This window comes from Olsenella sp. HMSC062G07 (assembly GCF_001811895.1).
In the GTDB taxonomy this organism is placed as follows: Bacteria; Actinomycetota; Coriobacteriia; order Coriobacteriales; family Atopobiaceae; genus Olsenella_F; species Olsenella_F massiliensis.
In genome coordinates this window covers 481752-494764 of the sequence record NZ_KV806951.1, presented here as the reverse complement: position 1 = coordinate 494764, position 13013 = coordinate 481752, and the positions used below count along the sequence as shown (strand labels likewise).

Below are 13013 nucleotides of genomic sequence, written 5' to 3'. Positions count from 1 at the left end.
TACGAGGGAGGGTGCGGCCGCGGCCCAAGGACCTGCGACCGCACCCCCCATGAGGCTACGAGTGCTCCCGCCTAGGCGACGAACTTCTCGAAGTACTTGATGGTGCGGACCATCTGAGAGGTGTAGGAGTTCTCGTTGTCGTACCACGAGGTGACCTGGACGAGGCTCTGGCCGTTGCCGAGGTCCTGGACCATGGTCTGGGTGGCGTCAAAGATCGAGCCGTGGGTCTCGCCGATGATGTCGCGCGAGACGATGTCGTCCTCGTTGTAGCCGAAGGTCTCGGGGATGGACTCGGCATAGGCCTTCATCGCAGCGTTGACCTCGTCCACGGTGACCTTCTTGTCAACGACGGCGTAGAGGTTCGTGAGCGAGCCGGTGGGCGTGGGGACGCGCTGGGCGGCACCGATGAGCTTGCCGTTGAGCTCGGGCAGGACGAGGCCGATGGCCTTGGCGGCACCGGTGGAGTTGGGAACGATGTTCTCGGAGGCGGCGCGAGAGCGACGCTTGTTGCCCTTGCGCTGGGGGCCGTCAAGGGTCATCTGGTCGCCGGTGAAGGCGTGGATGGTGGTCATGATGCCCGAGACGATGGGGGCGAAGTCATTGAGGCCCTTCGCCATGGGAGCGAGGCAGTTGGTGGTGCAGGAGGCGGCGGAGATGATGTCGTCGTCAGCAGTCAGCGACTCGTGATTGACGTTGAAGACGATGGTGGGCAGGTCATTGCCCGCGGGAGCGGAGATGACGACCTTCTTGGCGCCGGCGTCGATGTGGGCCTGCGCCTTGGCCTTGGAGGTGTAGAAGCCGGTGCACTCGAGGACGACGTCAACGCCAAGCTCGCCCCACGGCAGCTTGGAGGCGTCAGCCTCGGCGTAGATCGTGATCTTCTTGCCGTCCACGATGATGGAGTCCTCGGTGGACTCGACCTTGTGGTCGCGGGAGTAGTTGCCCTGGGTGGAGTCGTACTTCAGAAGGTAGGCAAGCATGTCCGGCGAGGTGAGGTCGTTGATCGCGACGATCTCGGTGCCCTCGTGCGAGAACATCTGACGGAACGCCAGACGGCCGATGCGGCCGAAGCCGTTAATAGCAACCTTGACTGCCATACTGTCTCCTTTCGCGAGGCCATCTGGAGGCCGTTCCTCCGACTGGCCACTCACATGCACGCATCATATTTTACCCCTTTTGCCATGACAGCGTGATGTTCGACGCGTCGTCGGCGCCTTGGGGCGGCAGGCACGCTCACGAGCCGGTCCCGTCGCGAGGGGGTCGGCGCCCCGACGCCAGCTGCGCCTTCCCGCCGCCCGCGCGCGAACGGCGGCCGGCCGACTCCTCGACGACGTCCTGCAGCCTGAGGACGCGATGGTAGAGCGCGGACTTTGACACCGGCGGCACGAAGAGCCTTCCCAGCTGGGCGAAGGAGACGTCGGGGTGACGGCGACGCATGACGCAGAACTCCTCGAGCGCGGGCGGCAGGCGGCGGACGCCGATGAGGCGGTCCGCCTCGTCTATGAGCTGCAGCTGCCTGAGCGCGGCGCCCGTGGAGCGCGCCTGGTTGGCAAGCTCGGCGTTGACCCGGCGGTTGACGTCGTTCTTGAGCGACTTCACCTTGCGGACGCTCTCGATGGCCCGGGCGGAGCGCCGTGCGCCCATGAGGCAGAGCAGGAGCGATATGTCCTCAAAGCTCTTGAGGTAGAGCACGGGGGTGCCGCGCCGGCGGTTGAGGCGGGCCTTTACGCCCAGCTCCGCGAGGAGCGCGCGAATGCCGTGGGCAAGCTCGTCGCCCGCCACGGCGATTTCAAGGTGGAAGTCGCCCCGCGGGTCCGCTATGAAGCCGCCGGCCATGAAGGCGCCCCGCACGAAGGCCTCCTTGCAGCAGCGCCGCGCGAGCAGGCCCTCTGGCACGCCGCCCACCAGGCCCGCGTCGGGCGTGACGATGCCCAGGCGCACGAGCGCGGCGGCGAGCTTGTCCTGCTCGGGTATCTCGATGAGGTAGTTGCGGGCCTTGTGCAGGTTGGAGCGACGCACCGTGAGGGGGGTCTCAAGGTCGAAGAGCTCGTGGGTGAGCCTGATCATGGTGCGGGCCACGGCCCCCGTCTCGGTGGAGACGCGGATGGAGTGGCGCGCGCGTCCCGAGAGCGTGAGGGTGCCGCACACGCGCACGATGGCCGAGAGCTCGGCGTAGGAGCACGCGTCGCAGCGCCCGTCAAGGCGCGACAGCTCGTCCTTCACGCGCGCGGTGAACGACATCGCCCTACCCCCTCGCGGCGAGTTCGAGGTCGCGGTGCGACCGAGACACGCGATAGCCCTGTCCCTTGAGGTAGTCGGCCGTGGCGTTGGCGATGGCGACGGAGCGGTGCTGCCCGCCGGTGCAGCCGACGGCTATGGAGAGCTGCGCCTTGCCCTCGGCGATGTAGCCCGGCATGACCACGTCGAGCAGGCGCTGCCAGGCCCGCATGAAGCGACCGGTGACCTCATGCCCCAGGACGAAGTCCCTGACCAGGTCGTCGTTGCCCGTGAGATCGCGCATCTGGGGGTCGTAGAAGGGGTTGGGCAGGAAGCGCACGTCGATCATGAGGTCCGCCTCAGCGGGCATGCCATGCTTGAAGCCGAACGAAAAGACGTGCACGTCCAGGAGCTGCTGGTCGGTGAGGCCCGAGAAGGCGCGGCGAATCTTGGTGCGCAGCGCCGAGGTGCGCAGGCGGCTCGTCTCGATGACGAGGTCGGCATGCTCGCGAATCTCCTGGAGCTGACGGCGCTCGCGCAGGATGGCGCGACGCGTGCTGTCTCCCTGGTTGGCCAGGGGGTGGCGGCGACGCGTCTCGTCATAGCGTCGCATGAGGACCTCGTCGGTGGCGTCGAGGAACACGACCTTGTGCGACAGCTCATGCTCGTCGAGCGTCTGGATGACGTCGGAGATCTCGTCAAAGAGCCCCTGGCTGCGCAGGTCGCAGGTGACCGCGAGATGACGGTCGATGCCGGTGTTGATGCCCACGAGCTTGGCAAGGTCAAGGATGAGGCGAGGCGGCAGGTTGTCGATGCAGTAGTAGCCCATGTCCTCGAAGACGTGGAGGGCCTGGGTGCGACCGCTGCCCGACATGCCCGTGATGATCACGATGTCGGGGATGCGGTCGGCCGCGGCGGCAAAGCGCATCTGCCGGGACTTTTCGCGCCGCTCACGGGCGCCGCCGTCAAAGGGCGCTTCCGGCGCGGCGGCGTGGGGCGCGCCCGGGCGCCCAGGCTGTGACGAGGACGGTGAGGAGGTCGTCTCGTCCATGGCTAGCAGAGCCCCGTGCCTGCGGGCACGCCGTGCTCGAGGGCGGGCGTGATACCGTCCTCGTAGCCGAAGGTGGGTGTGACGGGTGCTGCCATGGCATGCTCCTCTCGCTGCTCCTGCCGGCGTGCCGCTGCCGGCAGCGGAGCCGGGACCCGCGTGCGCCGGTCGTGTCAGCCGGTCAGGCGACCGAGGGCCGGTCGCGCTTCAGTCATATGGTTCGTACCCCTCAAAACGCCGACCCTATCAGCTCCTTGGGACGACGCCGCCGTGGCGCCTGGCGCGTCGCGCCGTCAGCCAAGGTCGAACTTGGCCAGGACGCGCCGCAGGGACCGCTGCCACGGCAGCCAGAGGAGCGTCAGGAACAGGGCGGTGGAGACGCCATGGACGAGGTCGAAGGGGATGCCCTGCCCATAGGCGAGCAGAACCGACTGCCAGGTGAGCGGCCGCACGAAGCCAAGGACGAACCAGCCGTTCAGGATCAGGCCGTACAGGGGGCCGGACAGCAGCCCATAGACGACCAGGGCGAGGGGCGCCGCACCGGGCGCGGACCCTCCCGCCGGCGTCATGCCCGCACCGGGCGCCTCAAGACGGCTGGGCCCGCCGGGCCGGCCCCTGCAATCCTCAGCGTACGCGGGGGCGGCAAAGAGCTCGCCCGCCAGGTACCCCACCAGCCCCCACGCATACATCTGCCAAGGCGTCCAGGCGCCTTGGCCAAAGACGACGTTGGACAGGAGGGCGGCGAGGGCCCCCACCATGAAGCCGCTTCGCCTGCCCAGAAGCGCGCCCGCCACGATGGCCACGGCCGACACCGGCTTGACGTAGGGCAGCGCCGAGAACGCCACCCGTCCCGCGGCGGCGACGGACGCCAGGACCACCGTCACCATGAGCTGCCTGAGCCCGGGCCGTGACGCCTCGAAGGTCCCGAACATGAGCGCAAGCGCCACGAGCACGACCAGAAGCGTGAAGCCCGCCGCGCCGTCGATCTCCCACAGGGCGCAGGCCCCCATCGCCGACGGCACCAGCGCCAGCGCCAGCAGCTCCGTGGCGTGCGCGCGTCGCGCGGGCGCGCTCATCGCTCCATCCCCCACAACCATGACCTCTCCCTGAACGCGTCCACGGACTCGCTGACGGCCGCCTGGCCGTCAAAGAGCAGCGTCACGCCGTCGGCGATGGTGCCGGCCGTCTCCATGTCATGCGTCGCCATGACCACGGTGGCCCCCTCGGCGCGCACGTCGGCGAGCAGGCCCAGCACCCGCTCGCGCGTCTTGGCGTCCAGACCCCTGGTGGGCTCGTCGAGCAGCAGCAGCCGCGGTCGCGCCAGCAGCAGCTTGCAGAGGGCCAAAAGCTCCTGCTGGCCGCCCGAGAGGTCAAAGGGGTGCCGCCGCGCGGGCAGGTCTCCCAGGCCGGCGCGCCCCAAGAGCGCGCGCACGTCGCCCTCTCCGTAGCCGCAGGCGCCCGACCACGCCATCAGCTCCTCGCCCACGCTGCCCTTTGACAGGAGCGCCTTGGGGCTCTGGGGCAGCAGCGCCTGGGCGTCGCGCAGGGCGTTGCGGACCCGACCGCGCTGCGGGCGCAACGTTCCGGCGACGAGCGCCAGCAGCGTGGACTTGCCCGATCCGTTGCCCCCGACGATGACTCTGAGCTCGCCAGGGCGCACCGCAAGGTCCAGCCCCCTGAGCACCCACGCGCCGCGAGCGCGCCGCAGCCAGACGTCCTCAAGCTCCAGGACGGGCCTCGCGGGGCCGGCGGGAGCCTCGTGATGGACGGTGGGGCTGGGCACGGCGCGCGGGCTCATCCCCAGGCTCCCCATGGCGCGCGGGGCCGTCCCCAGGCCCTCGCCCGTCGTCTTGGGCTCCTCGTCCGGACGACCCCGTGGGTGCAGGCGGCCTCCCTCCAGCGCAAACTGCTGCGTGGCGTAGGGCGCGAACGCGCGCGCGGCGTGGGTCGCCACGACGACCGTGACGCCCAGCGTCCGGTTGACCCGCGCCAAGAGCCCCAGGAACTCCTGCTCGGCCACGGGGTCGAGCAGGGCGGTGGGCTCGTCCAGCAGCAGCACGCGAGGGCGCATGACCAGCGCGGCGGCCAAGGCGACGATCTGGCGCTGGCCTCCCGAGAGCTCCGCGCAGCGCGCGTGGAACCACGGCTCGATGCCCAGAAGGTAGCAGGCCTCGGCCACCCGACGGCGCATCTCACCGGCCTTTACGCAGAGGTTCTCCAGGCCAAAGGCCAGCTCTCGCCGGACCGTGTCGCAGACGAGCTGCGCGTCTGGATTCTGGAGCACCATCCCCACCAGGCTCGCCGAGAGGCGCCGGTCGCGCGACAGCTCGGTTAGCCCGTGGCCGCAGACGAGCACCTCGCCCGCCAGCTCGCCCGCAGGCGTGAGCTCGGGCTTGAGCGTCCGCAGCAGCGTGCTCTTGCCGGAGCCCGTGGGTCCCTGGATCACGGCGAAGGAGCCAGCGTCAAGCCGAAGGCGAACGCCGTCCAGAACGAGGCGCGGCGCGGCGCCGGGGGCCTCCCCTCCGGGAAGGGCGCGATACGCAAAGCTCAGACCCGCCACGTCGAGTGCGGGCGCCCGGACGTCATTCATCATCGTCCTCCCCCGTCCCGTCGCCCATCGTCGCCGCGCCGTCCTTCTCGTCGTGCCGCCGCACGAGACAAAGCGACCCGGGCAGCAGCGACAGGACGGCGACGGGGGCGTAGCGCCACCACGGCGAGAGGGCGCCCAGGGTCGGGTAGAACTGCCAGGAGCGGCCCGCGCGGACGGCCCCCCACACGGCGACGAGCGACAGGGTCAGCAGGGCGGCGAGCGCGAGCACGTCACGGCGTCGTAGGCCGCGCTCGTCATAGCGCGTCCTGGCGGGGCACGCCCCCCAGGCACGGGCGCGCATGGCCTGGGCGCGCTCGAGTGCATCCTCGAGCGACCAGGCCAGCAGCGAGGTGAGCGCACGCGAGCCGCGCGCGAGCCGGGGGCGCCACCTGCGCGGACACACACGCAGCCCCTGCGGGAACGCCCCTGCGACCCCGGCTTCGCCGAGCGCCCGGGCGGCCGTGCAGGACGCAAGCGTCCGGTCCGTCTCGTCCAGACGCCGCAGCGACTGCGGGAGCAGCTGCGCCGCCAGGGAGAGCATCACCGCCAGATGCGGTGCGCGGGCGCCCAGGAGGTCCAGCGGCACGCCGGCGCCCAGGAGCCCCTCGGCACAGGAGAGCCACAGGACGACGGCAAGGAGCATGAGTCCCATGCAGGCGCCATAGCACAGCCCCTCGAGCCGCAGCGAGACGACTCCCAGCCGCAGCAGCTGGGTGGCCCCGCGCGGGGCGACCAGCGGGTTGACCAGAATGAGCAGCAGCGCCAGGGGGACGAGCCACGCGAGCTGCGCCGCGGTGGCATCACGTCCCCGCAGCGCCAGCGAGAGCAGCAGGGCGCCGGCGCACGAGCACGTCAGGACGACGGGCTCGAGCACGAGGAAGGTCATCGTCACGACGCAGGCGAGGTAGGCGGCGGGGACGAGGCGATGGCTCGTCTCGAAGGGCGGCATGCCGCCGGCGAGGCTGTCGCGGCGCACGACGACGCCCCCTACACGTACCGCCAGCGAATCACGTCGCCAGCTGACACGGCATACTCGTCACTCATGAGGCTGGGGCTGCTGCCGTTGACCGTGTAGGTCCAGCCTCGCCCGGCGCCGTCGTGGGCGCTGCCGATACCGTTGATGCCGTAGACCCAGGTACCCGAGCCAAAGCGGCTGGGCCCGGACGTCACATCGGCTCCCGTGGCGAGCAGGGCGTCGTAGGCTGACGCGCCTGCGGGCACGCTCACGACGCCGGACGAGCCGGGCACGTCCACCGTCACCTCGATCGTCGCCGCCGCGCCGCCACGCCCCGGCGAGGGAACGTTCGTATCCGTGCCCCCGTGCGACGACAGGAGCGACGCGTCATCTTGCGCGCCCGCTGCCCGCGACGTGGCCTCAATGGGAATGTCCTCGCCCGTGGGAAGCTTCGGGGCGACGCCGAGGGCGCGGTCAAAGCCGGGGTCAGAGAGCGCAGCATAGGCGTCCCCGCTGATGCGATAGCCCAGGGCGGCCTTCAGCAGGCCTTCCGTCTCGCGCGCCTTCGTCATGAGCGTCGTCGAGGCGCTCATGGTCATGTGGACGACCCCGCTCTCGTCCTCAACGATCCAGGTGACCTGGGGCACGTTCACTCCCGTGCCGCTCGCCCACGCCGCGAGCGCAAAGCAGCGCCGCGCCGTGACGTCCGCCATGCCCGACGCGGGGACGGAGCCGCGCTGCTCCACCCAGATGCCGTTGCTGTCCAGGTAGACGCTCACGCCGTCCAACGAGACCGGCACGTCCTGGCCGTCAAGGCTCAGGGTCGCGAGGGCGTCCGTGACGTCGGACGCCGAAAGGGTCACGGGGCCGCCGAGGCGCTTGGCGGCATCGCCGTTCGCGGCGCGCCCCGTGACGGCAGTCCCGGTGAGCGACGCATGCGAGCCGCCAAGGTCGAGGACGCTGCCCGCGAGGAGCCACACGCCCGCGGCGAGGACCATGGTCGCCGCGGCCACGACCAAAACCTGAAAGACGGTGCCCCAGCGGCGGTCCCAGATCCGGCGAGGCGCGCGATCAGTCATGGGGCGTCATCTCCCTTTTTCCTCGAAGTGTCAGCAGGGCCAGGCACAAGCCCGTGACGCAGCCGATGCCGAGCACGAGGGGAAGCGACAGGCCCGCACGCTCAGGGACGTCGGACACGAGAGTCTCGCTCCTAAGGCCCGCAAGCAGCGGCGGGCGCGGCGCGGCGGGCGGGAGCCAAACCGCGGACGGCGACGCGGCGGCACGCCCGCCCGACCCGTCATCGCGCGGTGCGGCGCCCGCAGGCGCGGGCGACGACGGCCCGCGGTAGGCCCGCAGGTCGCAGAGGCCCGGCCGCACCCCAAGGCCCAGCGCGAAGAGCGCGCCCGCGCTGTTGGCAAAGTACAGGGTCCCGTCCCTTCCCACGATGGGCGAGCCCATGCAGTAGGACGAAAGGCCCGAGCCCCACACGCTCGGGTCGAACACGCGGCGGGCGGGCGCCGTCACGTTAGGGGCGGAAAGGTCAAGGCGAGCCACGTAGAGGCCGCCCGGCAGGGCGTTGCTCGTGAAGTAGGCGTCATAGACGGCACCCCCACGATGCACGAGGAGCGGGGCGCCCTTGACGTCGCCGGCAATGAGCTCGCCCGTCTCGAGCGCGCCCACCGTTCCCACGACGGAGAGGGTCTCGGCGTCAAGGACGCTCAAAGATCCCGTCCACGGCGAGGAGGGGCTGCCCGCGGACTGCACGCCACCACCGACGACGAGTCGCCCGGCCGCGAGGATGGGGGCTCCCGTGGCATGGTCGGCCACCTTGGCAGAGCGCAGCTCGCGCAGCGTCGGCACCCCGCCCGCGCCCATGCCCACCTCGACGACGTGGACCACGCCGTCCGTCGTGACCACGTAGGCACGGGTCCCTTCCGGCGAGAGCGCCACGTCGGCGCGACAGCCCTCCCCCAGCCTGACCGTCGCGAGCAGGCCGCCCGTCTGGGCGTCGATCGCCTGCAGGCAGCCCGCGTCGTTGGCGATGAGCAGGACGTCGCCGCGCACGCTCCCGCCGGCCCAGTAGTAGCCGGCGGCGTCCTGGCGCTCGAAGAGCTGCGCGCCGTCCGCAAGGCGCAGCTTGTAGAGGAATCCCCCCGTGCCAAAGCCGTCCGTGGTGCCCAGGTAGGCGGCGCCGCCCTGGACGAGCACGGTCGAGAGCGACTGCTGGGGCCTGCCGCCGATAGCGGGCCGCCCCGGCGTGACCCAGGCGGAGACGAGCCCCTTGGCCCCGACGGCGAAGGCCTGGAGCCTGCCGAGGGAGAGCGGCACCAGGACGAGGCCGCCCTGCTCGTCGGCGTACTGGAGGCGCGACGTGGAGTCGATGCCCCCCGCCAGGCTCACGATCTGAAAGACGCTGCCGTCCTTGGGGTTGAGGACGAACAGGCGGTCCCCGGACGCCACGATGACCTTGCCCCCCACGAGGATGGGATCGCTCAGCTCGCCGTCACTCAGCCACATGGCCAGCGACGTGCCCTTGTCAAACGCACCCTCGTGGACGGGGGCGTCCGATCTGCCGCTTCTGTCGTTGCCCAGGCGTCCCGCCCAATCGACGCTGCTGTCCAGGGGCTTCGTGTCCTGCCCCCACGGCGCGGGGTCGCTCGGCGTCGGGGGCGGTGCGGCGGCATCGCCGTAGCTCCAACAGATCCGGTCGCCGTCCCTGAGCGTGTAATTGCCGGGAAGGTACGCGGAGAACGTGCCGTTGACGTAGAGGCGCCAGAACGACCGCGCCCCCGTCCTCTGGTCCGTCGCGTCCCCGCGACGGGAGCTTCCGTCGGGGAGCGTCTTGCCGTCGCGCGCGATGATGGTGAGGAGGCTCGGGTCCGTGTCGTAGCCGGCAGATGCAAGGACCTCGCGCGAGGCGGAAAGTGCCGTCGTCCCCGCCTTGAAGCGCCTCGTGGTCTCGGGCAGCCAGTCGACGGCGCGCCCCCGGGCGTCCGGCCCCACGACGCGAACGCTCGCCGTGACGTCCTGGGCGGAATCGTTTGGCCCGAGAGTCGTCCCGGAGCCCGTCGGGTCGTCCTTGCCGCTCGTGCCCTTGACGACGAGCGTTGCGGCGACATCCTGGCTGACGAGGCGGCGCAGCTTGGGCCCCCAGACGGGGTCGTCGCCGTAGGCCTGCGCGACGGCGACGAAGCGTTCGTCGGACAGGACGGAGCGCACGGTGACGGCCGTGTTGTAGCGGGGCTGCGGACGCCACTTGTAGGACGAGCCCTCGTTCCACGCCAGGTGGAGGGTCTCGTTGACGATGACGTCCGTGTTGTTCGAGACAAAGGTGCGGGCCTGGTCGGCGGCGCCCATGGGGTCGTATCCCGGCAGGTCCTCAAGCACGATCCCCTCGTGCGCGCCCGCCTCCGTGTAGGTCCGCGCCCAGGCGAGCGTGCCGTCCGCCGCGCGATAGGCCTTCTGGAAGGTGGCAAGGTCGCGCGTCACGTCCCCTGCGGGCTGGCCGGACAGAAGCGCGGCGGCGTAGCCCGCCTTGGCCTGCTCCATGAGCTCGAGGGCGTCGTCGACGTCGGCGGCGGCGAGCGGGTCGACGACGAAGGTCAGGGTCTTGCTCGCCGTGACCTCGGGGTTGGCCTTGCTGGCGATGGTGCAGGTCACGTCAACGGCCCGGGCGGCAGAGCCGGGAAGCGGGCGGGTGGGCGTTGCGGCGTAGCCCACGATGCCTAGGGCGTCGTCCGAGCTCGCGTACGTGACGGAGAAGTCCCGCCCGTCCACCCCAAGGACGCGGGGCCTCGGGAGCCTCAGCCGCTCCGTGACGCCCGTGCCGTCCGCACTCACGGCCGCGCCCGTGGTGGAGACGGTGACGTTGGCGTACGTGAAGGCCGCGTCGAGCTTGTCGGCGAGCTCCTGTCGTGCCTGCTGGATCTTGAGGGGGTCCGCCTTCACCGTGACCGTGAAGGTCTTGCTGACGGTGCCAAACGCGGCCGCGGACTCGACGTAGTCGTTGAGCACGCTCGCGTTGGGTGCGAACGTCGCCGTCAACGTGACGACGCGGTCCGTCGCCTGGCGGGTCACCGTGGCGCTCAGGGGAGCCGTGGGCAGGGTGCCGGCGGCGGCCTGGGGGCTAACGACGCTCGGATCTGAGCTCTCCCATGAGATCGCCGCATAGGAGCCCCGGACGCCCGCGCCACCGAGCTGCGGGAGCGCAAGGTCGCCCGTAACCTCGCCAAGGGAGGTGTTTGACCCCTTGATGGCGTCGTCGGCGAGCCCGTCCGCCTCGGCCTGCATCCGAGAGCGGAAGAAGTCCTGGTCCCAGCAGACCGTGACCGTATGGGGCGCCGAGACGGCCTCGGCCTGGCCCAGCGAGAGCCTGAAGGTGCAGGAGACGTTTCTGAAGTGACCCCAGCTGCCGTCAAGCTCGTCCGTCACGTAGCGAAGGGAGCCGTCCTGCGCCACATGGGCCGCGTCATCGGTGGAGGCGACCTCCACCCTGAGGCCGGCGGGGACCAGGCTTCCCAGGCTGGACAGAACGAGGTCATTGACGTTGGTGTCATGACCAAACTGCGGTCGCAGCGCCGTGAGGCCGTTCAGGGCCTTGGCGGCCTGGTCCACGAACATCTGGTTGGGGTCTGCGAAGACCTTGATGCGCCGGGTGACGTAGAGCTCGGACGTCGAGGGCGTGAAGGGCTGGGTGACCACGGTGCCGTCAGACCCCCTCGCCGTGACCGTGTAGGGGGCGTTCGCGACGCTCAGGACGTAGCTGCCGTCGGCGGTGGGGGCGTCCGTGACCGTCTCGGTCATGCCCTCCCAGTCCTCCTCCTCATGGGTGACCACGAAGCGCGCGCCCTCGTCCAAAAGGCCGCCCGCGCCAAGTCCCACGAAGGTGACGACGTTCTCGCTGAGGGTGGCCACGACGTCGAGCGGGGCCGTCTCGGCGCCCGTCACCACATGGGTGAGGCGGGCCGTCGCATAGTGGGGCGCCGTGACGCTCGCCACGAGCGTGGTGCCCACGGCCGCCTCGTAGCTGCCGTCAGCCTGGGGCGAGAGGGGCGTCCCCCAGGAGCTGCCCCTCCTCACCTGGACGGAGGCGCCGCCCATCTCGTTGCCGGCCGCGTCCACGGCGCGAAAGCGCACCCGGGCCATCTTGAGGGGCGCGAGCGCCGGGCCAAAGGCGCCCGAGGACATGGGCGTAAAGCGCGCGTCGACATAGGGCTCGTATCCGTCGGCGCTGACGGTGACGTGATAGGTCTTGGTCGAGTCCAAAGGGTAGCTGCCGTCTGCGGACGGGCTCACGACGGGACCCCCGGAGGCGCCCTCTCGCACCGTGACCGTGGCACCGGCGACGGCGGCGCCGGTCTTGGCGTCATGGGGCGTCAGGTCCACGGCAAAGACCGCCGGGGCGCAGGCGAGCTCCAGCGAGAAGGTGAAGGTGGCGAGCGGGCTCGCCGTGCTGACGTCGGCGCCCTTCTCGTACACCGAGAGGGTCAGCTCGACCGTGGACGGCGCGCCCTGGGGACGGTCATGGATCGTGAACCTCCCCTTGGTGGGGTCGGCGGTGCTGGCGCTCACATAGGGGTTGTCCCGCACGGTCAGGGCCATGGTGTACGAGCCGTCCCGCACGAGCGGGCGGAAGTTGAGCGTGTTGATGACGGATTCCGAGGGGCTCTTGTATCCCACCTGGTAGCTCAGGCCGCCCTCTCCCTTGACGACGGCGTCGCCCCCGTTGGAGATGATCTTGGTGCTGCCGTCGAGGTAGGTTGACCGAACGTGGTCGCGCGCCGCCCTGGCCGCCGCCTCGTCGACGCTCCCTCGCGTCGCGGGCGGCGCCGGCACGCCCGCGACGCCCGCGGACGCAGCGGGCACAGGAGCGCGGGGCCCATCGGGCTTGCCGGCCGGCGAGCCCTCGTCAAAGGCTGCGGCGCCACCATCGCGCACGGTCGGCAGGGACGACGTCGTCGGGGCCTTCGCGGTGGCCGGGGCCTCAGGGCTCACCTGCTCGGCAGGGACGGCCTGCGCCCACGCGACGGCGGGCACGCCCGAGAAGGCCAAGGCCACGCTCAGCATCAGGCACAGGCACCCCCGCGCGACGCTCGCCGCCAGCCTGACCTCACGACCTCGTCCGTCAACCATGTACCCGCCCCCCATCTCCCCGCCACGTCAAGCGGCGTCGGCAACTACGTCGGGAGGGCAGGCTCACGCCG

General features: G+C 70.9%; 8 protein-coding genes. All 8 read right to left on the bottom strand.

Features of this window, described 5'->3' with window-relative positions:
* Positions 1–71 precede the first annotated feature (71 nt).
* Positions 72–1097, bottom strand: a complete 1026-nt coding sequence (gene gap, locus HMPREF2826_RS05395; RefSeq protein ID WP_058269884.1) for a type I glyceraldehyde-3-phosphate dehydrogenase — start codon at positions 1095–1097, stop codon at positions 72–74.
* 136 nt (positions 1098–1233) lie between these two features.
* Positions 1234–2241, bottom strand: coding sequence for a DNA-binding protein WhiA (gene whiA, locus HMPREF2826_RS05390; protein ID WP_083307286.1), 1008 nt, complete (start codon positions 2239–2241; stop codon positions 1234–1236).
* Positions 2242–2245: 4 nt separating this feature from the next.
* Positions 2246–3145, bottom strand: coding sequence for an RNase adapter RapZ (rapZ, locus tag HMPREF2826_RS05385; RefSeq protein ID WP_058269804.1), 900 nt, complete (start codon positions 3143–3145; stop codon positions 2246–2248).
* A gap of 413 nt (positions 3146–3558) precedes the next feature.
* Positions 3559–4362 (bottom strand): ECF transporter S component, encoded by an 804-nt coding sequence (locus HMPREF2826_RS05380; RefSeq protein ID WP_083307285.1) that lies wholly within the window; start codon positions 4360–4362, stop codon positions 3559–3561.
* Positions 4338–5858, bottom strand: a complete 1521-nt coding sequence (locus HMPREF2826_RS05375) for an ABC transporter ATP-binding protein (protein WP_070639862.1) — start codon at positions 5856–5858, stop codon at positions 4338–4340. Before HMPREF2826_RS05375 ends, HMPREF2826_RS05380 begins: the two co-directional genes overlap by 25 nt.
* The gene (locus HMPREF2826_RS05370; RefSeq protein ID WP_070639859.1) at positions 5848–6831 is read right to left on the bottom strand and encodes an energy-coupling factor transporter transmembrane component T family protein; all 984 of its coding nucleotides are present in this window, start codon (positions 6829–6831) and stop codon (positions 5848–5850) included. The genes HMPREF2826_RS05375 and HMPREF2826_RS05370 overlap by 11 nt, the downstream gene beginning before the upstream one ends.
* Positions 6832–6842: 11 nt before the next feature.
* Positions 6843–7889 carry a DUF4430 domain-containing protein gene (locus HMPREF2826_RS05365; RefSeq protein ID WP_070639856.1) on the bottom strand — a complete coding sequence of 349 codons (1047 nt, stop codon included), beginning with the start codon at positions 7887–7889 and terminating at the stop codon, positions 6843–6845.
* On the bottom strand, positions 7882–12942 hold the full coding sequence (locus HMPREF2826_RS05360) for a DUF4430 domain-containing protein (RefSeq protein ID WP_070639853.1): 5061 nt from the start codon (positions 12940–12942) through the stop codon (positions 7882–7884). Before HMPREF2826_RS05360 ends, HMPREF2826_RS05365 begins: the two co-directional genes overlap by 8 nt.
* Positions 12943–13013 lie beyond the last annotated feature (71 nt).